The sequence below is a fragment of the Paenibacillus sp. FSL W8-0187 genome, assembly GCF_037969755.1.
Taxonomy (GTDB): domain Bacteria; phylum Bacillota; class Bacilli; order Paenibacillales; family Paenibacillaceae; genus Paenibacillus_AQ.
In genome coordinates, this window is the sequence record NZ_CP150206.1 from 445,378 (window position 1) to 467,477 (window position 22,100).

At 49.7% G+C, this 22,100-nt stretch carries 14 protein-coding genes; 12 read left to right on the forward strand and 2 right to left on the reverse strand.

What is annotated here, in order from left to right:
• Window positions 1-117: 117 nt before the first annotated feature.
• The 11 genes from MKY48_RS02000 (at window position 118) to MKY48_RS02050 (ending at window position 17,149) form a co-directional block, all read left to right on the forward strand.
• Entirely contained in the window at window positions 118-789 is a 672-nt protein-coding gene (locus tag MKY48_RS02000; protein WP_339269644.1) for a hypothetical protein, read from the forward strand.
• Between the two features lie 49 nt (window positions 790-838).
• On the forward strand, window positions 839-1,945 hold the full coding sequence (locus tag MKY48_RS02005) for a toxic anion resistance protein (RefSeq protein WP_339269646.1): 1,107 nt from the start codon (window positions 839-841) through the stop codon (window positions 1,943-1,945).
• Between the two features lie 306 nt (window positions 1,946-2,251).
• Entirely contained in the window at window positions 2,252-2,821 is a 570-nt protein-coding gene (locus tag MKY48_RS02010) for a hypothetical protein (protein ID WP_339269648.1), read from the forward strand.
• A 252-nt stretch (window positions 2,822-3,073) separates the two neighbouring features.
• Window positions 3,074-3,262, forward strand: coding sequence for a hypothetical protein (locus MKY48_RS02015; protein WP_076322526.1), 189 nt, complete (start codon window positions 3,074-3,076; stop codon window positions 3,260-3,262).
• A 365-nt stretch (window positions 3,263-3,627) separates the two neighbouring features.
• Entirely contained in the window at window positions 3,628-4,734 is a 1,107-nt protein-coding gene (locus tag MKY48_RS02020; RefSeq protein ID WP_339269650.1) for a BMP family ABC transporter substrate-binding protein, read from the forward strand.
• 399 nt (window positions 4,735-5,133) lie between these two features.
• Window positions 5,134-6,666, forward strand: a complete 1,533-nt coding sequence (locus tag MKY48_RS02025; protein ID WP_339269652.1) for an ABC transporter ATP-binding protein — start codon at window positions 5,134-5,136, stop codon at window positions 6,664-6,666.
• The gene (locus MKY48_RS02030; protein WP_076322523.1) at window positions 6,659-7,714 is read left to right on the forward strand and encodes an ABC transporter permease; all 1,056 of its coding nucleotides are present in this window, start codon (window positions 6,659-6,661) and stop codon (window positions 7,712-7,714) included. Before MKY48_RS02025 ends, MKY48_RS02030 begins: the two co-directional genes overlap by 8 nt.
• Window positions 7,715-7,720: 6 nt before the next feature.
• Complete coding sequence (locus MKY48_RS02035; RefSeq protein ID WP_076322522.1) at window positions 7,721-8,674, forward strand: ABC transporter permease; 954 nt, start codon at window positions 7,721-7,723, stop codon at window positions 8,672-8,674.
• Window positions 8,675-8,901: 227 nt separating this feature from the next.
• The gene (locus tag MKY48_RS02040) at window positions 8,902-15,129 is read left to right on the forward strand and encodes a 5'-nucleotidase C-terminal domain-containing protein (RefSeq protein WP_339292157.1); all 6,228 of its coding nucleotides are present in this window, start codon (window positions 8,902-8,904) and stop codon (window positions 15,127-15,129) included.
• Window positions 15,130-15,674: 545 nt separating this feature from the next.
• Complete coding sequence (locus MKY48_RS02045) at window positions 15,675-16,163, forward strand: sigma-70 family RNA polymerase sigma factor (RefSeq protein ID WP_339292158.1); 489 nt, start codon at window positions 15,675-15,677, stop codon at window positions 16,161-16,163.
• 68 nt (window positions 16,164-16,231) lie between these two features.
• Entirely contained in the window at window positions 16,232-17,149 is a 918-nt protein-coding gene (locus MKY48_RS02050; RefSeq protein WP_339292159.1) for a hypothetical protein, read from the forward strand.
• Window positions 17,150-17,278: 129 nt separating this feature from the next.
• Here the strand turns inward: MKY48_RS02050 and MKY48_RS02055 are convergent, their stop codons facing one another.
• Window positions 17,279-18,136, reverse strand: a complete 858-nt coding sequence (locus tag MKY48_RS02055) for an AraC family transcriptional regulator (protein ID WP_339292160.1) — start codon at window positions 18,134-18,136, stop codon at window positions 17,279-17,281.
• A 159-nt stretch (window positions 18,137-18,295) separates the two neighbouring features.
• On the opposite strand from MKY48_RS02055, the gene MKY48_RS02060 reads away from it, so the two are divergent.
• Window positions 18,296-19,615, forward strand: a complete 1,320-nt coding sequence (locus MKY48_RS02060; RefSeq protein ID WP_339292161.1) for a sulfatase-like hydrolase/transferase — start codon at window positions 18,296-18,298, stop codon at window positions 19,613-19,615.
• A 117-nt stretch (window positions 19,616-19,732) separates the two neighbouring features.
• Here MKY48_RS02060 and MKY48_RS02065 read toward each other — a convergent pair whose 3' ends face one another.
• Window positions 19,733-21,649 carry a beta-N-acetylhexosaminidase gene (locus MKY48_RS02065; RefSeq protein ID WP_339292162.1) on the reverse strand — a complete coding sequence of 639 codons (1,917 nt, stop codon included), beginning with the start codon at window positions 21,647-21,649 and terminating at the stop codon, window positions 19,733-19,735.
• Window positions 21,650-22,100 lie beyond the last annotated feature (451 nt).

The following is a 22,100-nucleotide window of genomic DNA, read 5'->3' on the forward strand; positions in this document are numbered from 1 at the left end:
AGTAAGGAAGTGTAAGGAGTGTTGTGAATGTAAGGGCTCCTTGTCCTGAAAACACTGCTTGTCTACTAACTATGATCTATCCATATGTTAATGCTAACAGATTGGAGGTTTACCCACATGACTCGATATAAAGCTGCTGCAGGGATATCTCTGCTTGGATTCATCGTATCTTTGTTTACATCCAAATTTTTACCGGAGTTAATCAACTTACTAATACCCACATTATTTGCAATGGCAGCAATTGCCCTTTTAAGCCGGTTTTCTACTCCAAAGATAAAGGGCCCTGTTGTTCCTCAGACAGAGTCTATGGAGCAATCTAGGGCTGTTCCTGACCGTTTAGAAGAGAAAGTGCAAGTACAGCCTGATGTTGAGGAGAAAGGTTCCGAGATAAACGATCCTTTTTGGGGACCTGTTATCGAATATATTCAGGTTACCGAAGATATGGTTATATCAGAAGGACAAAAAAATAATCTTGATGATGAGATTGTCGAAAAAACACTAAGTGTACTAGCGAGAGTAAACCGATTAATACCTCAGTTGAAGACATTACAGGATGGTAATATTAATCACAATATTCAAAGACTCATTTTCAAGGATTTAAATGGAGCTATAAACCCATTCTTAAACTTAAGCGGTGAAGCCAAGCGTCAAAACCGCAGATTATTGTTGAACGGCTTGAAGGATATTAACACAAAACTCTCGATGTATGTAGAAACTATTGAACATAAAGATCTTATCGAATTACAGACCAGAGTGGATCTGATTCAACAAAGATATCGTTCTGTTTAATTAAGAAACCGTGAAGAATAACAATATACTATAATGGGAGGACATATTCATGTCTACAATACAAATGGTGCAATTAAAAGAGACGGACATCACCAAAGTAGAGCAAGAAGCACAGCAGCTCATCCAACGTGTTGCGTCTACGGATTCGATGGAACTTGAAACTTTAATGGACAACATCGGACGAATGGGACAAAAGACCATGGAACAGGCGAGCCAATCACTCGGCATGTTACAGCGTCCGGTAAATGAAATGATGTCGGGTAAAAGATCCGAAGTTTCCAATAATATATTAAAACTTAGATCAGAGATCGACTCACTCAGCAAAAGCAAGCAACTCGGTTTTTTTGATAAGCTGTTGAAGAAAACGCCACTAAAAAATTACATATATAAGTACCAATCTGTTAAAACAAATGTCGATGCGATTGTTCAGTCTTTAAGAAATGGTAAAGAAACATTAGAAGAAAATATTGTTTATATGAAAAATCTCAAACGTTCATCTCTGGAATCTGTATATAATTTGCAAATCCGTATTGCAATGGGGCATAAACTAAAAGAGCTATTTGAGCTTGAAATTGCAAAGCCGGATAATGCAAATCGGAAAACCCATTTGGAGCGTGGTTTGCGAAAAGTGGTAACCCGAATACAGTCCTTTGAAGAAATGGTTATGCTCTATCAACAAGCAATCGCTGGAACAGATATTATTAACGATAACAATGATAAGCTTATTGACTCGGTTGAATCGACAATTGATAAGACCCAGCATTTAATTTCCGTATCGGCAATGATAACTATGGCTCTTCAGGATCAGTTAGACACGATCGATGCGGTAAACTCTGCAAATTCGACACTTCAGAATATGTTTGAAGAGAATTCACGCATGCTGAAGGAGACAACCCAGAAAACCAATGACCTGCTAGGAAAACCTGCTATTCAATTGGAATCAATTGATCGAGCAATGACGGATTTATTCACCGCAATTGATCTGTATGAACAATCCAATCGCTCTATCATTCAATCAGCGTCAGAGCATACAAAGCGTTTAAGCGAGATTAACGGCAAGATGCACGATCGTTTGGGTTTAATGCCTGGAAATAAGCCGAATCAACAACTGGAGCCGAAAACAAGCGAAGCAGTGAGCAGCAGTTTTCTGGATTAATTGTTCATGAGAGGTGCCTTTGGGCACTTCTTTTTTGCAAGACTCAGGCTGTAAAAGTATTTATATTAACATAACGGAACAGCCCTCTTCATACACTATTAAAAAAATGAAGAGAGGCTCAAATATGTGGGGACCCATCGTTTGCGGAATATTAATCGTTGTGTTTATCATTGTGGCCAGTTTAAATAAGGCTGAGGGCATAGATGACCACACGAAGTAGTTTAAACAGCAACTGATGACCGGCACTGATCAATTTGGTTAGGAAACAATTATCAGTTAATCCCATAGCCAAGGAGCGCGTTCTAAATGGAGGATTTTAGTTATTCTCAACCAACTGAAACCAGCTATAATATAAAGTTTATGTATGGAGGGGAACCCTTCAATTTCAATCTTTTTCTAAAAAACGGATCTTGGATTCTACATCCGTTTGACGGGATTTTACTTGGTAATCAACAGATGTGCTCTTTAGTAATGAATGAGCTTTTTAAATATAAACCCTTTCAGGTGATGCTTGCCAAACAGCGTATTTCTTTTTCCGAGATCAGGAGCTCTATTGAACTGGAAAGTGTGGACGAGCCGATTTCCATTTTTAGAGATCAGGATCAATTTAAGTCGAATAGTCAGAGAGACGAAATCATGGATTTTGTTGAACAGAATACTGTCGAAGAGGTCATTCAAATAGAGTGCGATTTCATTCGGGAACGAAGAGACTTCCACCAGAAAATTCTGGAACGAATGTTTATGGACAACCTGAGCCCTTCTGATCATGAGTTTGTTATTATTCAGAAGATCGCTAAAATATACAATCAAGCTGAAATGCAAATGTCAGACCTCCTTGGTCCTCCATTTAATTTCGAAGACAAGAGACGGTGGTAATATAGCAGCAAATTCAATTCGTTAGGCAGGGCTTTCTGCCTATTCGTGTTATTTTCTATTAAATAATAATGTTTATGTTTTCGGTATGCTAAGTGATGCTCATCTTGGCTTGTATGGTATCCAAAGTTTTATTTTTACCGTCACTAAAATGTAAACGCATACTTATTCATGGTATAATGTTTCTAATAGATTAAGCGATTTTAGTCATTTGGGATTATAATGCTGCAAATCTGGCCTGGGGGTGTTGCGAGGATGAGAAGGTACAGCGTGTGGCGTCCGATTATGTTGATTGCGGTGGCGCTGCTTACGAACAGCTTGGTTACGAATTTGGCGGGGGTATTTGGTATGACGCCAGAGTCGGCAAGCAGCTTGGGCGTAGTCGCCATGATTATTGCCGGATTAATTACGTATAATCGCATGATGAAGTCCCGCCGCAAATGAATAATCATTCAAAACATTCATTGAAATGAACACCATGTTTGTAAGCACCTTGCCGGGTGCTTTCTTTCATAAGGGGCTATTATTTTTTTCCAAATTGCAGGGTCTGATCACTTGCAAGTTTTCGTAACACACCAATTGTAACCCCCCGTGTTATCTATAAAAACCGTGATATCAACACCGCGTTAACTACGGCTTCCTATCTCTACTAGAATTGGAATAAAACATGTCTTAAACGTTTCACCGCGACACAGATGCAGCTTGACAGATTCACCCAAATTTATGTTGAAAAGGGTCTGTTTTATTAATATATTGTAAATAGCACGAATCTAGTATTCGGGCATATATACCTAGGAGGGTTATCCTTAATGAAAAAAGGGGTCATATCTTTAATCAGTTTGGCGTTATCTGTCACAATGCTGGCAGGTTGCGGCGACAAACCGGCGTCAGAACCAAGCGGCGGCGCAGGCGGCGATGCACCTAAGGCAAACTTCAAGGTAGGGATGGTTACGGACGCGGGAACCATCGATGACAAGTCGTTTAACCAGGGAACGTACGAAGGTATCGAGAAGGCGAATAAGGACTTCAACATGGAGTATAAATACCTGAAGCCGGCCGGAACGACAGAAGCCGACTACTCGAAAGAGATCGGAAACCTGTATGATGCCGGATTTAAGTTCATTGTAACTCCAGGCTTCAAATTTGAAACAGCCGTGTTCAAAGCACAGGACAAGTATAAAGATGCTAAATTCGTTATTATCGATGGAACACCTCATTCCGGCGACAGCAATCCGGTAGTTAAGGAAAATACAGTATCCATCTTCTTCGCTGAGCAAGAGTCCGGTTTCCTGGCTGGCGTAGCGACTGCGCTTCATGTGAAGGATGGACAAGCTGGATTTATCGGCGGAATGGAAATCCCTCCTGTACAGAAGTTCAACTGGGGCTTCCAGCAGGGTGTAGCTTACGCCAACGAGAATCTCGGCACGAAACTGGTAATTAACAAAGAAAACGTTGTTTACCAAGGATCCTTTGATGATGTTGCAGCAGGCAGCCAATTGGCGGCTCAAATGTATGACCGTGGCGTAAACGTGATCTTCGCAGCAGCAGGCGGCGTTGGCGTTGGTGCGATTAACGAAGCGAAGACTCGCGTACAGAACGGATCCGAAGTATGGATCGTTGGCGTAGACGTTGACCAGTATCAAGATGGCGTTTACGAAGGCGACAAATCCGTTGTCCTGACTTCGGCCGTGAAGAAAATCGACCATGCAGCTTACGATATGATCAAAGCTGAAACCGAAGGTAAATTCCCAGGCGGACAGACGCTTACGCTGGATGCGACCAATGATGGTGTCGGCCTTCCTGAGAAGAATCCGAACCTGAGCGATGACGTCCTTAAGCAAGTTGACGAAGTGTTTGGCAAGATCAAAGCCGGCGAAGTTAAAGTAACGGCAGAGCAAGGCGATTTGATTAAGTAATCCAAGACAACCAGGTCATCTTCAGAAGCGTGGATAGACTTACTTGAAAAGCAGTGATACCGCATGAAAAAAGACGGATTCCCTCCGTCTTTTTTTAAGGTATCAGAATTTATAAGTTATTTCAGCGAAGCGTAAGCAATTCTGTAATTGCATTTATATGTTTTGGGGCCCCCCGCAAAGTATTTGGAACAAGCATCGAAGCATAGGCTCCACTTTGTGGGGCTATTTTAGGTATCAGACCGTATCACCAGCGCAAGCGATTGCATCCTGATATTGAATGTAGAATGATCTCTATGAAACTGCGTTCGGGCGGTTTGGAAGTGAGTCGATCCGCGTTTTTTAGCGGTTAATAATGAACAGGAAGATATCCAACAAAAAAGAAGGAGAGGACCCAAAACCATGGACTATGTTGTCGAGATGGTGGGCATCCGCAAGGAATTTCCGGGGATCGTGGCCAATGACGATATCACGATTAGACTGAAGAAGGGCGAGATTCATGCGCTGCTCGGCGAGAACGGCGCGGGCAAGTCGACCCTGATGAGCATCCTGTTTGGCATGTACCAGCCTGACCGTGGCGTGATCAAAGTCAACGGCAAGGACGTGCGGATCTCGAATCCGAACGTCGCGAACAAACTTGGAATCGGGATGGTGCATCAGCATTTTAAATTGGTCGAGCCGTTTACCGTAACCGAGAATATTATTCTGGGCAGCGAGACGCGCAAGTTCTTTTTCGGCTTGGACGTGAGATCGGCTGCCAAACGGGTTGAGGAGCTGTCCAAACGATACGGCCTCAACGTGGACCCTTATGCCAAAATCGAGGATATATCGGTTGGAATGCAGCAGAGAGTGGAAATTCTCAAAATGCTGTATCGCGACGCGGAAGTGCTCATATTCGACGAGCCGACCGCTGTGTTGACCCCTCAGGAAATCGAAGATTTGCAGGGCATTATGAAAAACCTGGTCAATGAAGGCAAATCCATCATTCTGATCACCCACAAATTGAAAGAAATTAAAGCGGTTGCGGACCGATGCACGGTCATTCGCCGCGGCAAGACGATTGGCACCGTAGAAGTGGCAGACACGAGCCGCGAGGCAATGGCCGAAATGATGGTGGGCCGCAGCGTTTCCTTTAAGGTGGACAAGCAGGAGAGTCACCCGGGCAAGACCGTTCTTGAGATTAAATCGCTTACGGTAAAGAACAGCAAGAAAGTTGATGCGCTCAAAGGCTTTAGTCTGGACCTGCATGCCGGGGAGATTGTGGGCATTGCAGGCGTGGATGGTAACGGTCAATCGGAACTGATAGAAGCCATTACCGGACTTCGGCAGGCGGAGAGCGGAACGGTGAGCTTGAATGGAAAAACGCTCAACGGTCTATCTGTCCGTCAACGAAATGAAAGCGGAATCGGCCACATTCCGGAGGACCGCCAAAAGAGGGGCCTCGTACTGGATTATACGATTGAAGAGAATTTGATCCTCGAGGTGTATAACCGCCCACCGTATTCCAAGAACGGGCTGCTGCAGCCAGCAGCGATTCGCAAGCATGCGGAGCATATCATTCAGAGTTTTGATGTGCGTTCCGGAACGGGCGGCCGGTCGATCGTGCGTTCGATGTCCGGCGGTAACCAGCAAAAAGCGATCATCGGCCGCGAGGTAGAGCGCGATCCGGATCTGCTTATTGCCGTCCAGCCGACTCGGGGCCTTGACGTAGGCTCGATTGAATATATTCACCGGCGTCTGATCGAACAGCGCGACAAGGGGAAAGCCGTTCTGCTGGTTTCCCTGGAGCTTGATGAAGTGCTGAACTTGTCGGACCGCATTGCCGTTATCAATAACGGTGAACTGGTAGGTATCGTTAAAACCTCCGAAACGAACGAAAGAGAGCTCGGACTGATGATGGCCGGGTATCAAAAAGAGGAGGCACCACATGAATAACAGCGTAAAATCGTTGCTTGCCGTCCTGTTCGGACTCATTGCGGGGGCACTGCTTATGGCGCTGACCGGACATAATCCGGTAGAAGGGTATAAGTATCTCATCCAGGGTGGACTCAAGAACCCGGAGAGGATCGGAAATACGCTGGCGACGGCGACTCCGCTTATTTTGACCGGTTTGTCCGTGGCCTTTGCCTTCCGTACCGGACTGTTTAATATCGGTGCTGCAGGCCAGATGCTGTTCGGTGGCTTTTGCGCGACGGCTGTCGGCCTCTCGCTGGATCTGCCGCGGGCTCTGCTCCTGTTGGTTATGGTACTGGTCGGGTTTATCGGAGGTGCGCTATGGGCGGTTGTCCCAGGTTTCCTGAAGGCTAAATATAATGTGCACGAGGTCGTATCCACGATCATGATGAACTGGACGGCCTACTGGACCGTTTATTATGTTATTCCGGGTTACTTCAAAGGGGCGAGCCTGGAGACGGAATCGCGCCAGCTTCCGCCGGAAGCGATGCTGCATCAGCAGTGGCTCAGCGATATGTTCCAAGGTTCTTATGTCAATCTGGGCTTTTTTATCGCGGTCATTGCTGTTCTGGTCGTCGCTTTCCTTATTAACAAAACAACGCTCGGGTATGAATTGAAGGCGGTCGGATTCAACCGGCACGCTTCCGAATATGCGGGTATCGCTGTCAAACGCAGTATCGTACTGTCCATGTTCATCTCCGGCGGCCTCGCGGGCCTCGCCGGTGTTGCACAGTATACGGGGAATGCCTCCAGCATGCAGATCGGCATTCTGCCGAGCCAGGGATTTGACGGGATTGCCGTAGCTCTGCTCGGAATCAATGCACCTATCGGTGTATTGGTGTCGGCCTTGTTCTTCGGAATTCTCTATTCGGGCAGAGGGTTTATGAATGCGATGACGGAGATTCCGCCGGAAATCGCCGATTCGATTATCGCCATCATTATCTATTTTGCGGCAACCAGCATCTTGATCGAACGACTATACCGTAAAATGAAGCTGCGTCGCGCGGCTAATAAAAAGCAGGGGGAGTAAGGACATATGTGGACAACGATTGAACAGATTTTTCCGTATGCCATCGCTTACACGATCCCGCTTTTGATTACCGCCTTGGGCGCGCTGTTCAGTGAACGAAGCGGGGTCGTCAATATCGGCCTTGACGGCTTGATGATTGTTGGTTCTTTCATCGGAGCCTTTGTCATATTCAAAATGCAGGCCCAATGGCCCGGCCAATCGTGGGTACTTTGGGTAGGATTATTGGCAGCAGCGGCAGCGAGTGCACTATTCTCGCTATTACATGCCTTTGCCAGTATCAACCTCAGTGCCAACCAGATCATAAGCGGTACGGCGATCAATATGATCGCGGGTGCCCTGACGATTTTCCTTGCCCGTAACATTACGGGGAGCGGTAAGATCAGCATTACGAATGGTTTTGCACCGTTTGATGTGCCTGTGCTGTCTAAGATACCGGTTATTGGGGATTTGTTTTTTACCAAAACCTATGCAACAACCTGGCTTGTTCTATTAGTGTTAGTGCTCAGCGCACTAATATTGTACAGAACGCCGTTCGGTCTGCGACTCCGGTCCTGCGGCGAGCATCCGCACGCAGCGGAAGCAGCAGGTATTAAGGTACAGTCCATGCGGTATGTCGGCGTCATGATCTCGGGTGCTTTTTCCGGACTTGGGGGGGCTGTCATTCTGTTGACGTATTCCGGTGAATTTACGGGGAACGTAGCGGGACTAGGGTTCCTGGCGCTGGCGTCCCTCATCTTCGGACAATGGAAGCCGCTCGGCATCCTGCTGGCCACCTTGTTCTTCGGATTTGCCACGACGGTAGCCAACGTATCGCAGGTGATCCCGTCATTGGCGGTGATCCCGCCGGTCATTCTCAAGATTTTCCCTTATGTTGTCACGCTGATCGCACTCGTGATTTTCTCCAAATCCTCGAATGCGCCGAAAGCCGTAGGGGAGCCGTTCGATTCAGGTAAACGGTAACGGATTGCGCAAGTCGATGTAAGACATCTAGAACCTCTGATATGCCTATGCCCACTTAGGGTTAGGTCTATTGGAGGTTTTTTTACATTTAGCATACTTTAGGTTAGAACTCCCAAAACATCTCTGGTATATATAGTAAATAAGGCTACAGAATTTAATAGAATAGAGGAGTGAAAACCTGAATGCGCATTCGGTTACATAGGTGCCAAAAGCAGCTAAGTATGTTTATGGCTATTGTAATGCTTCTGAGTCTCATCGTTCCTTTCAGTCCCGTGAAGGTGGCGGAGGCTGCTCCCCAACATGATCAGGTTGTAATCAGCCAAGTGTATGGCGGCGGCGGGAATGGCGGGGCAGTGTATACGCATGATTTTATCGAATTGTTCAATCCGACCGGCAGTCCGGTTGACCTTACAGGCTGGAAGGTACGTTATGCAAGCGCAGCAGGCAGTTTTAACGGCACGACCTCTTTAACTGGTATTATAGAGCCTTATTCTTATTATTTAATCCAACAACAGAGTAGTGGCTCGGTAGGTGCTACTTTGCCGACAGCTGATGCTGCAGGAACACTGAACTTAAGCGGCTCTAACGGCAAAGTAGATCTGGTAAACGCCGCGGGCGATCGTATCGACCTCATTGGCTATGGATCGGCTTCGGAATCTGAGACGAGTCCGACCGCAGCTTTATCTAACAGTACGGCTGCGGTCCGCAAGGAATTGACCGTTGGTCAAAATGACCGCGGCCACGACAGGGATAACAATGCAGCGGATTTTGCGGTTACGACACCGGATCCCCGGAACAGCTCGAGCCCCGCTACGCCGGTCACTCCGGGCACGGGCTTGGGAATGGTAACGGCTAATCCGGAGCCTAACGCCTGGCCTGCCGGTACGAAGATTACGCTGAATCCGCCTACGGTAGGGGCTTCAGTCTATGCGGATGTGTATCTGTCCGGCGGAAACGGCTCCGGCTTCCAGCTCGTCAACGGCCCGATCACCATAAACGAGCCTACGAGAGTGGATGCCTATGCAGTCCAGGATGGCCAGCCGGATGGTCCGGTATCCTCTTTCCAATATGATATTTTAACGCAAACGTCTGTCGCTGAAGCCCGCAGCAAGGCAAAAGGCGAGCATGTGTGGACGGAAGGCATCATTACGCATATCGAAGGCAGAGAAACCTACATTCAAGACGACGCGGCAGGTATTGTTCTCTATGACTATCCCCTCAATGCCAGCGTTGGCGATCGGGTGAGCGTGGCCGGCGTGATGGAGATTTACAACAATCTTCAGGAAATCAAACCGCACGCCTTGCTGCCGCATGACGTGACGGGGAACCAAGTCGGAGTGCCGCAGGCTCTCCCAATTACCGGAGCTGATCTATCTGCAGCTGCAGGGGAGAATTATGAGGCAAGACTAGTCTCCCTGAATGATGTCACCATCAAGTCCGAGAATAGACCTGGGGAATACACAGCCGAGCAAGGCGGGCATGAATTCATCATCTATTCCGGCTTGTCCAAGCTGAAGACGGTGAAAACCTTTAGCCGCATCACGGGCGTGGTGAAGCAGTTCGGCAACATCTATGAGCTGATTCCTCTCGGCGAGCATGCCTTAATCGAGGAGATGTTCTCCGTGATTGCCAGTCCGGGTGCGGGACCGATCATCATCGGGGGAACGGTGACGCTGTCCAGCCCTACGCAAGGGGCGAGCATTTATTATACGCTCGATGGGTCAGACCCGACGCAAGCTAGTACACAGTACAGCTCGCCGATTCAAATAGACCGTGACACAACCATCAAAGCGGTTGTTGTCTCGGGTGCAGATGTGAGCAAGGTATACGAATTTGCTTATAAAGCTACTCAGCAGCCGCGCATCGCGGATATTCAAGGCGAGGACCATACTTCGCCGTATACAGGACAGACGGTAACCGATATTGAAGGTGTTGTAACCCAATATGGTTATACGTTCTCTAACGGCAATATCAAGGGATTCTATATCCAGGATTCGAAGCCGGATTCCAATCCGAATACCTCGGATGCGATTTTTGTGTATTCCACAGATCCAATCCGGCCTCAAATCGGAGATCTGGTGAGCGTAACCGGAAAAGTGGCCGAGTTTAACGAGGGAAGCTCCAGCAACTTGACCTCCACCCAAATCGAGCTGCAATCCATCAAGAAGCTTGATCAGGCTCAGCAGCTGCCCGAACCGGTTACCTTAGGTAAAGGCGGGCGCCCGATACCTGCCGCCATTATCGATAATGACAGCATGACAACGTTCGATCCGGGCGAAGATGCCATCGACTTCTACGAATCTCTGGAGGGCATGCTGGTCAGACTTCCGCAGCCAACGATCATTAGTCCGTATTGGACAAGCAGCGGAACCTACAACATTGCGACCCGGGTCGAGAATGATACCGCGGATGTCATTACGCCTGCGGGCGGTCTCGTTCTGAAAGAACAAGGCAATTTCAACCCGCAGCGTCTTATCATTGCTTACGGCAATCCGGGGCAAGAAGTAAGCACCGGCGATACGTTTGCCGATGATGTGATCGGCGTAATCGGTTATAACAGTGGCAATTTCAAGGTGATTCCGGCTAAAGGCGAGTTGCCTGCAATCCACAGCAGCTCTTTTAAGCAAGAGGTATCCACTATCGACGTGAATGATGAACAGCTCAGAGTGGCGACGTATAATATCGAGAATTTCTATCCGGGTGTTAGCTCCGCTAAAATCAACAAGCTGGCGGAGTCGATCGTAAACAACATCAAGTCTCCGGATATTATCGGTCTCGTAGAAGTACAGGATAACAACGGAGAGCAGAACAATGGAACTACCGCGGCAGACCAAAGCTACCAGACCTTGATTAACGCCATCAAGGCAGCGGGAGGACCCACGTACAGCTTTACCGATATTGATCCGGTGAATAATAACGATGGGGGAGCGCCGGGAGCGAACATTCGGGTCGGATTCCTCTATAACGCCGATCGTGTCCAGTTATCGGACAGTGTAAAAGGCAAGAAGGGGTTGCCGACGGAATCGGTTGCGTATGATGCGGCAGAGGATCAGTTAACCCTGAATCCGGGCCGGATTGATCCGCTGAATTCAGCATTCAACGCATCGCGTAAGCCTCTGGCCGCACAGTTCGAATTCCAGGGCGAGAAAGTGATCGTCATCGCGAATCATTTTAACTCGAAATCCGGGGACCAAGGACCATTCGGCAATACCCAGCCGCCGGTTCTCTCCAGCGAAACGCAGCGCCATCAGATTGCAGCGGTCGTGAACGGGTTCGTGAAAGACGTTGTGTCCGCTAATCCTGATGCGAACGTCGTTGTTTTGGGAGATTTGAATGATTTCCAATTTACCGAGACGGCGAACATTTTGAAAGGCAATGAATTAGACAATCTGATCGATAGGCTTCCGCCTGAGGAGCGGTATACCTACACGTATGACGGGAACTCGCAGGTGCTGGATCATATTCTCGTCAGTAAGAATCTGATCCGTTCTACGCAAGCCGATGTCGTGCATCTGAACGCCGACTTCCCGGCTTCCAAGGGCCGCGTATCGGATCATGATCCGGTTGTCGCGCAGATCGACGTGAAGGGAGAAGCCGTGAACGGCTTCCCGCTGACGATTTTGCATACCAATGACACGCATGCCAATCTGGACACCGTAAACTCGCCGGATAACATTGCGCGCCGGGTGACGGCGATCAAGGAAGCCAGAGCAAACACGGTCAATCCTCTGCTCGTGGATGCAGGGGACGTATTCTCCGGCACGCTGTATTTTAATCAATATTTGGGACTGGCCGATCTGGAGTTCATGAACCTGGTTCAATATGATGCCATGACCTTCGGTAACCATGAGTTCGATAAAGGATCTGAGGTGCTGAACGATTTCATTGAGCATGCGGAATTCCCGTTTGTTTCCTCGAACGTGAATTTTTCGGCCGATGCTATATTGACCCAGAAATTCAAGAATGAAGTGACCCGGGATGCCAAGGATGCAACCATCTACCCGGCCATCATCATGGAGGTAGACGGGGAGCAGGTTGGCCTCATTGGACTTACAACCGAAGACACGGCGAACATCGCTTCGCCTGGAGACGTCACCTTCGATGATGCGGTGCAAAAGACAAGAGACACCGTGGCGATGCTGCAGAAGGAAAGCATTAACAAAATCGTCGTGCTGTCGCACCTCGGTTATGACGTGGACGTTAACCTTGCTAAGGAAGTTGAAGGCATCGACATCATCGTGGGCGGTCACAGTCATACCAAGCTGGATCAAGCAGTCGTGGACAGGTCGGACAGTGAACCGAAGCTGATCGTGCAGACAGGGGAAAAAGGACAATTCTTAGGTCGGCTTGAGGTCGTATTTGACGACGAGGGTGTTCTGCAGGAGTGGAACAGTAACCTCATTTCCGTTGACGAGAAAGATAGTGCCGGCCAATACGTGGTACAGCCGGATCCCGAAGCCTTGCAAATTCTGAACACCAAATATAAGCCGGGCGTGGAGGAACTAAAACAAACGGAAGTCGGTTTGACCGAAGTGAAGCTGAACGGCGTTCGTGCCGACGTGCGGACGAAGGAAACGAATCTTGGCAACCTGATTGCCGATGGCATGCTGGATGCGGCGCAAGCGGCCGGCACGAATGCGGTCATCGCCTTGCAGAACGGCGGCGGCATACGCGAATCTATTGAGGCAGGCAAAGTCACAATGGGTGACGTGATGACGGTGCTTCCGTTTAACAATGATCTGGTCACGATTACGTTAACGGGCGCCGAGATTAAAGAAGCCATGGAGAACGGGGTTTCCAAGACGCCGGCACAGGACGGGCGCTTCCCGCATATCGCGGGCATGAAGTTTATCTATGACTCCACCAAGCCGGTTGGATCACGCGTCCTGCGTATCGAGGTCAAAGGCAAGAACGGATACGAGCCGATCGATATGAATAAATCCTACGAGGTAGCGACGAACGCGTTTACCGCTAAAGGCGGCGACTTCTATGCTTCGCTCGAGAAGGCTTATCTGGAAGGACGTGTGAACCTGCTCTATAAGCCTGACTATGAAGTATTCTCGAACTATGTGAAAAAAGTAGGCACCATCACAGCCAAAACCTCCGCCGTCGAAGGACGGATTACGGACTTGAAGGGAGCGCCGCTTCCAGGAGGACCTGATCCGGGCGGACCGGGAGAACCTGGACCGGGGAACCCTGGGAACCCGGGCACCCCTGGAACTCCAGGACCGACGACGCCTCCCGTGAATCCTTCGAATCCTGGCACGACCCCGCCGGTCGAACCAGGCAAGGTAAAGGTTCCGGTTAAGGTGGAGAATGGTGTGGCAACAGGCAGCGTCACTGGGGCTGCCATGAAGGAAGCCCTGAAACAGCCTGTTGGCGGAAAAATTACCGCAGAGGTAACAAGCACGCAGCCAATCACTTCTTCATCCGTTACCATCGAGAATGAAGCGCTCCAGGCCTGGCTTGATCAAACAAGCGCACAGGTGCTGGTGGTAGCGACGCTTTACGGAAGCTATGAGCTTCCGAAGAAGGAGATCAATCTCCAAGCTCTGGCTGCGCAAACCGGCTCGGATATTAGCGGCCTTCACTTGGTCATTCAGCTTGCAGTGGATTCGGATGCTCTTAAATCAGCAGCTTCCAAAGGATATCATGCGCTGCAGGCTGTGAGCTACACCGTGACAGCGAAGTCCAGTAATGGCAAGACCATCACGCTCGGTTCATTCCAATCGTATGTGAAGCGGTCCCTGAATGTCGACAAAGCGCATGCTTTGACCGATATTGCGGTTGTTCGAGTGGGCGGAAACGGCAATGAATATACGCCGGTACCATTCAAGGTGAATGGTCAACGAATCGATATCTATAGCCGTACCAACAGCACGTACCTGGTGCTGCAGAACCCGGTAACGTTCCAGGATATTGCTACGCATTGGTCCAAGGCAGACGTTGAATCGCTTGCGGCCAAAATGATCGTAACCGGACGCACAGAGCAGACCTTTGTTCCGAACGCATCGGTCACTCGAGCCGAGTTCGCAGCGCTTGTCGTCCGGGCATTGGGCCTTTCTGCAGACGCTGCGTCAGGCAGCTTCCAGGACGTGGTGTCATCCGATTGGTATGCCGGAGCTGTCCAGGCAGCGGTCGATTCCGGTATCATTACTGGCTACACGGACGGCACCTTTAAGCCGAACCGGACGATCACGCGCGAAGAGATGGCCGTGATGGCCTACAACGCGCTGGAGTATGCCGGATACAACCAAGCCGACGCGGCAAAAGCCCATTTTGCCGATGCGACCTCGATCGGTGGTTGGTCCAAGACAGCGGTGTATGAATTGGCGGCTCTTGGTATTCTGAACGGAGACCAGAATCAGCGCTTCAACCCTAAATCGAGTGCCACCCGCGGCGAAAGCGCCGCTGTGCTCCATCGTTTGATGCAGGATTTGACGTACGCAAAATGAACATGTTGCATAGCGGCAGGATGTATATTGGATTTGCATCTGCATCTTTGTAGTATACGGGGGGGGCAACAGCAAATCTGCTGAAGATCGCTCCAATTGATCAAAAAGTGGAAAATAGAAATGGCGGTGCTAGGGATGATTCCTAGCACCGCCATTTCTTGCTTCTTGGTACGTTGCCACCGTTCCGTCCCTTTCGTAAATGGGTGGTGGATCGCACATCCATTTTGTGAACATGTGGTTTCTCTTCTTATGTCTAAAGGATGTGCTTGCTCATGGTAGGGGAGAGGACGAAACGATTCCGGACAAGCGGGAGCGGTCGCCTTTGTCCCCGAATTTCTCCTTTGCTTAAAATCATTCCAAGAAATTTGGGGACAACTGCGATGGGAGGAACGATTCGTACACGGAGCGTCTCCTATCAGAAAGAAGGGCACGCCAGATCTAAGATCTTTTGGGACATTCTCTTTTTTATGCCGAAAAAACTATAAACAAAATGTGACCGATTCGCGTCCATAACTGTGTTAAGGGTAAAAGGAGGTCTAAAGGCGATGCAGATCGATTCGCTCCGGCCGGGCGGAGATATTACGGAAACCTACGAATTATATGACGACATGCTTTTCAAAATAGCGATGGTGTACCTTGGAAACAAACAGGATGTAGAAGAAGCTATTCAGGAGACGTTTATGAAGCTGATATATAAATCACCTGAATTCAGCAACCAGGAGCATAAGAAAGCTTGGCTCATTCGGGTGATTACGAACCATTGCAAGAACATGCAAGGAAGCCTGTGGCGCAAGCGGGTAACCAAGATGGAGCATATGAACGATTATTTTGTCGAACCGTCGGAACGGACCCTGATGGATAGCGTCATGAGTTTGCCGTTCAAGTATAAGTCGGTGATCCATCTGTTTTATTACGAGGATTATTCCGTTAAGGAAATCGCCGGGATCTTGCAGATTAACGAGTCTGCGGTCAAGATGCGTCTTCAGCGCGGCAGGAAGCTGCTGCGCATGGACTTGGAAGGAGAGGACGATTGATGAATCGGAATGACTACAAATCATTGATAGATCGAATAGAACCTGACAAGGGATTGGAGGAGCGGATCATGAAAGGAATGAAACAAAATCAGCGTCAAACGACAAGAAGGAATCGATGGGGTATGGTAGGCGTTAGCGCGGCCATCATGCTGGGGCTGGTGGTGGTGGCTTCGCTGGTATTGAATCTTGAGAACGAGCCAGCGGTTAGCGATATCCCGGTTGCTCAACAAGGGACTGGAGAGCATACCCCGCCAACCGCCCAGGCCGGTCATGACCCGGTAACCATCCCGAAAATCGAGCTTCCGGGCGAGAGCAACGTCAAAGCCGACATGATCGGTTTGGTTGTATACCAGGGCAATATTTACACCCAAACCGGTACGCAAATATCGCCGGAAATTGCCAAGCAGCTGCGGGGCGACAAGCTCGGTCGGTCGAAATCAGGGATTACGGAGTGGAGCTCCTCCGATGATTACACGGAGCTTGCTTCAACGATCGGCGAAATGGACATTTTCTCGGTTAAGGGATATGACGCCGATTTTAGAATCATGTCCTACATGGAGCACGACGGAGAAGTCTATGCTGAATTGTATGAGCATCTAAACGGGATTACGGTGGCCAAGGGCGAGGATATCATAGGCAAGCTGAATCTGATGGGGAACATGACGTCTGTCAAATGGCAGGATTTCGACAGCTGGAACATGGGCGAGAATAAGCAACACGAGCTTTCCGGTGATGCGGCGGTGCAAGCTTTCGTCGAGGCGTTATACGAGGCGAAGCCGGTAGCGGCCGAACCTTTGTTTGAGCAAGGGATCTACGAGACCGGGTCGGGCGAGCAGAAGTTTCTATATATTCAGTTGCAGGACGGGACGGAGGTCCAGTTAAGATTGTTTAAAGGCGGCCAATATGTGCGATATGCCAACGCGCCTGTGTTCTTTCAATTGGAGGACGAGGCGTTCACCACGCTGTGGAAGCTGATGGAGGAGTAGGTCGTCCTACCGTTTATACAACGAAAAAAAGGTAATGTAAAAAACTAGAGGCTATCCCTAATCGGATGGCCTCTAATCATTGATGTAGGGTCGCTAATGGCGCCCCCTTTATCGCATGGCGGTCCCTTGCTATTCGCGTTCCGTCGATGATGGGCGGTTCGCTTTCACGAATGCACTCGGCGTCATTCCGAAATACCGGGTAAAGGCGCGGGAAAACGTGAACAAATCCGAATAACCCAGGGATAAAGCGGTCTGCGTGATGCTGATGCCCTCGGCATATAATAGGCGGGTCGCTTTCTCCATGATCAACTGCTGCATGTAGCCGGACGGAGAGATGCCGTATCGGCGGGTAAACGCGCGGGTGAAGTGACTGCGATGCACGCCGGCCCACGTGGCAAGCTCCTCCACGGACAGGTTCTCGGTACAGTGAAGCTGCATATACCTGGGGATGGATCCGAGCCAGTCGGATGCAGCAGAAGAAGGAGATTGGTGCCGGTTCGAATTGATGCTGTGGATCAATTGGAATCCCAATGACATCAGCTGAAGACTGTGGTCTAGCTGGGGCTGCCGGAGCAATCTCTGAATCTCCTTGATGATCGCCAGGGTATCGTCCCCGAAGGCGTTTTGTCGATAGGGCCGCTCCGGACATAAATCGATATGCTTCAATATGGATGGCATCAACTCGCCCATAAAAGCCGTCCAGGTGATCGTGGTAGACGGCTGCTCGCAGTTCTTGACATAGGTATAGACCGAGCCGGGAAAGAGGCAGAACAAGTCGCCTTCCGAGAGAGAGACGCTACTGCCGTCCCATCCGAATTGCACCTTGCCGCTGGCAACGAAATGTATACTATAAAATCCGACGGACCGGGGACCGACTTTTTCGGTGAAACAGGGGTGCGTACCGGACTTGTATATCCACAATCCCATTTTTGTCTCAAATGAAACCGGATTGTTAAAGTATTCTTCTCTGGATAGTCTTGGGTTCACTGTCAAGCCTCCTCCTGCCAGCTGTTCCTGATCATTTTCTTGTTGTTGCTACTATGCAACATATTGTATAACGATTGCAAGGATTGAGCATTCCTTGTGGGCCTGTCAAAGGGTACGATGATGAGGAACAAGTCGAACATAGTAGAGGTGAATTAAGATATGAAACAACCGAATTTTATCGTCGTATATTGCGATGATCTAGGGTATGGGGACCTTGGGTGTTACGGTTCGGAAACCGTGAAAACCCCACACCTGGACGGATTGGCTGATGAAGGCATTCGTTTTACGAATTGGTATTCTAACTCTCCGGTCTGCTCTCCGTCACGAGCCTCTTTATTGACAGGCAAGTATCCGGTCAGAGCGGGAGTCGGTGAAATCCTGGGGGCGAAGCGCGGCTCGCATGGCCTGCCTGCCGCCGAGGTAACATTGGCGAAGGCGCTTAAACCCGCCGGCTACAGAACGGCATTGTATGGAAAATGGCATCTGGGTCTGTCAGAGGAAACCAGTCCGAACGCGCATGGGTTTGATGAGTTTTTCGGATTTAAGGCGGGCTGCGTCGATTTTTACTCGCACATCTTTTATTGGGGCCAAGCCCATGGCGTCAATCCCCTTCATGATCTATGGGAAAACGAAACGGAGGTTTGGGAGAACGGCCGGTATATGACCGAACTGATTACGGAACGATCCGTTGATTTCATTAAGCGGTCTCGGGAGCAGAAAGCTCCGTTCTTCTTGTTTACGTCATACAATGCGCCGCATTATCCGATGCATGCACCACAGGAATACATAAACCGGTTTGCGCATTTGCCTTGGGATCGGCAGGTCATGTCCGCCATGATTGCAGCGGTGGATGACGGCGTCGGGGAGATCGTGAAGGCGCTGAAGGAAGCGGGTTGTTATGAGGATACGGTCATCTTTTTCTCAAGCGATAACGGACCGTCCTCCGAGAGCCGGAACTGGCTGGACGGGACAGAAGACGTTTATTACGGCGGGAGCGCGGGGATCTTTCGCGGGCATAAAGCAAGTCTGTTTGAAGGCGGAATCCGCGAACCTGCCATACTAAGCTGGCCGAACGGATTGGAGGGCGGACAAGTACGCGATGAGGTGGCGGCCATGATGGACATCGTACCGACCTTTCTGGATCTGGCGGGCGTCGATAAGGCGGCGGCACCGCTTCAAGGCGTTGCACTGGATGGAAGCAGCCTGAAGGGGATGCTGCGAATGGGCGAGCCGTCGCCGCATAAGCAATTGTTCTGGGAGTATCAAGGCCAACTGGCTGTCCGGGAAGGGAAATGGAAGCTGTTGCTGAACGGGAAACTCGATTTCGACCGCGTGGTTCCGGATCAGGTTCATCTGTCCGATCTGTCCAAGGATCCCGGGGAGCGCTCCAACCTGGCGGACCATTACCCCGAGATCGTGGAACGGCTTAGCCGGGATGTGCGAGCCTGGTACGAGGAAGTGCAAAGTAACGGATCATAAGCGTGGATTAGAGCGAATCATATAAACCTTAGCGATTATGCAAAAAAAAGCCCCGGCATCGGGGCTTTTTCATATATGTTGGTGACAGGTATCAGCAGATTCCGGTAGCTGGGACCCTTAAAAAGGATTCAGCACATGGTAGAACACGTTCGGCGAAGCCATGCGATAATAATGACTGCACCAGCCGACCCCTTTGTGGTTGTCGCGGTTGGTCGTGCTGAACACCAGCCGTTCCTGCTCAAGCTCTTCAATGCTTGCCGTCTGTCCCTCAACGTATTCCAAAATGCGGAACGATGCGGTGTCCAGGCGAGTAATGACGCCGCCATAGCGGATGTCGATGACTTCCCAGCCGAAGGGCTTAAACATCCGGTGCCACTGCGTGCGGTGGACAATGCGCAGCTCTTGAACGGCTTTGGAAATGGCAGGGAGCACGACCTTGGCCATATGCCTTAAGGTATCGGTGTCCTTGGTGTCATAGGCTTTCTTCAGCAAAATGCCAATCTCGCTTTTGCGTTTGAGGACGGCGCTCAACTTCTCCGGCATATCGAACAGATAGTCCAGCTCGGCTCTGCTATCGCGCTTCGCTCGCAGGTTTTGCTCCAGTTCGGCATAGTGGTTCGAGAGGTCCAGGCCTTCGATCTGTTTGTCGAACATCCCGAGGAGCACGTCCTGATACAGCAAAAATTTCGACGGGTTGCTCTGCTTGGCGTTGTTCGGCTCCTGGCCGGGGATTTCGTCCAGATCCTTAAGCAGGAGGAATGTATCCATATCGATGCCCGTACAGAATTTCACCCGTTCCGCCAACTGAACCGGGGACGGCTTCTGTTCCGAGTAGGCATGCTCGGCATAGAGCTGCAGACCGAGCAGCGCCGCGAACGGATTTCCTTCGTTGCCGTCATCGCCCCACATCGTGGCGTATACCTCGCGGATTCCCTCCTGCTTGCACACTTGAAGCGCAACATCCGAAGCGTTCAGGGACAAACCGTAGTTGACGCCGAAGGTGTTGAAAATCCAGACGGCTCCCGCAAACACGAGGTTGCACCCCAGCGGACGGTGATTGGCGATCAGCTTCTTATAGTCCTCCGGCTCCATGTGGGTATAGTCCCAGTACACCATGTCCACGTCCTTCGGGATGCGGCGGGCCATATCCTCTGGAATCGACGTTTCCTTATCGTAATATGCCGCATCGCCGCCTCCGCCGGCAGCGAGCTTCAGAAACATGTCGCTCCACATCATCGGCTTCAGGCCGCGTTTGCGAACGGCAGCCAGGACTTTGTCCAGATGGGTGATCATGATGTCGAAACGGCTCACATAACCGTTGTGATCCAAATATTTTCCCCGACCAAGCTCCTCCGCTTCGTCCATCCCGATATGAATCTTGCTGCTGCGGAACGGAGCGCTGGCTGCCTCGATCATCCGTTCAATCAGGGAATCTGTCTGCTCGCTGCCGACAAGAAGGGCCCCCTTCGTATCACGGTAATGTTTGATGGGCTCCCACTTCAGAAACTCCTCCAGGTGCGCCAAGGTTTGGATGCTCGGGAAAGCCTCGATGCCGAATTGATCGGCATAATCGTCAATGGCTTTCAGTTCCGCCTGCGTGTAGCGGCCGCGCATATAACCGAAATACGGCTCGCCTTCGATCTGGTAGGTATCCTCCATGTATAACATCACGCTGTTCATCCCCATCAGGGCCATCTTGTTCAGCATGAGCTTGAAGCTGTCCACGGTAAGCACGGCGTTGCGGGACAGGTCGAACATCGGGCCGATCCGGTCAAATTGCTGACGTTCGTGAAGGTGGAACGTATCGCTTTGGCGGCAATGTTGAACCAGCAAGCCGAGTCCCCGGAAAAATTGATGTTTTCGTCCGTAACGAATATAGGCGTGAGTCCGGTCCCTGCCGACCTCCAGATCTCCATCCGACAAGGCTACCTCTACGGGGACTCCGTCCTCCCCAAGCTCTACGCCAAGCTCATCCAGCAGCAGCTGAATGCCGGGCATGACATCCGTAACAGCGCCCTCAAAACGAAATTTCATATGAAATCCCCCTGCATCCATGATTTTGCGAACATTAAACATTATATCATTATAATGTTTAATGTTATGGGAATCGTCGTGGGAAATCAATCATTAGTTTGCGAAAGTATGCTTCCAATTCATTTTACTAGAAACAACAATCAGTAACACCTTAAACGGATGAAACGCGCGTGGAAGGGAATCAGTCATTCCGATGGTTGATTCCCTTTATTTGTTAGAGCTAGATCTGCTGGAGAGAGTCTCACTTGAGCCGCAAAATAGTTCTTGAAAACAGGCCAAAATGTGGTTGACGGCAAGGAACCTCGATACTACAATAAAGAATGCAAACGTTTCCATTGTAATCGCTTTCATCCATCTTTGTTTCATTCTATATTTCGAACCATTTCTCTAACCATTGTCAGTTATTGTCGTGCTTTACTTGATGGAAGCTCAAACCTATTTATGCAAGCGT

Coding starts and splice junctions, on each gene's coding strand:
- MKY48_RS02000 (WP_339269644.1), top strand. CDS start 118: ATGACTCGATATAAAGCTGCTGCAGGGATATCTCTGCTTGGATTCATC.
- MKY48_RS02005 (WP_339269646.1), top strand. CDS start 839: ATGTCTACAATACAAATGGTGCAATTAAAAGAGACGGACATCACCAAA.
- MKY48_RS02010 (WP_339269648.1), top strand. CDS start 2,252: ATGGAGGATTTTAGTTATTCTCAACCAACTGAAACCAGCTATAATATA.
- MKY48_RS02015 (WP_076322526.1), top strand. CDS start 3,074: ATGAGAAGGTACAGCGTGTGGCGTCCGATTATGTTGATTGCGGTGGCG.
- MKY48_RS02020 (WP_339269650.1), top strand. CDS start 3,628: ATGAAAAAAGGGGTCATATCTTTAATCAGTTTGGCGTTATCTGTCACA.
- MKY48_RS02025 (WP_339269652.1), top strand. CDS start 5,134: ATGGACTATGTTGTCGAGATGGTGGGCATCCGCAAGGAATTTCCGGGG.
- MKY48_RS02030 (WP_076322523.1), top strand. CDS start 6,659: ATGAATAACAGCGTAAAATCGTTGCTTGCCGTCCTGTTCGGACTCATT.
- MKY48_RS02035 (WP_076322522.1), top strand. CDS start 7,721: ATGTGGACAACGATTGAACAGATTTTTCCGTATGCCATCGCTTACACG.
- MKY48_RS02040 (WP_339292157.1), top strand. CDS start 8,902: ATGGCTATTGTAATGCTTCTGAGTCTCATCGTTCCTTTCAGTCCCGTG.
- MKY48_RS02045 (WP_339292158.1), top strand. CDS start 15,675: ATGCAGATCGATTCGCTCCGGCCGGGCGGAGATATTACGGAAACCTAC.
- MKY48_RS02050 (WP_339292159.1), top strand. CDS start 16,232: ATGAAAGGAATGAAACAAAATCAGCGTCAAACGACAAGAAGGAATCGA.
- MKY48_RS02060 (WP_339292161.1), top strand. CDS start 18,296: ATGAAACAACCGAATTTTATCGTCGTATATTGCGATGATCTAGGGTAT.
- MKY48_RS02065 (WP_339292162.1), bottom strand. CDS start 21,649: ATGAAATTTCGTTTTGAGGGCGCTGTTACGGATGTCATGCCCGGCATT.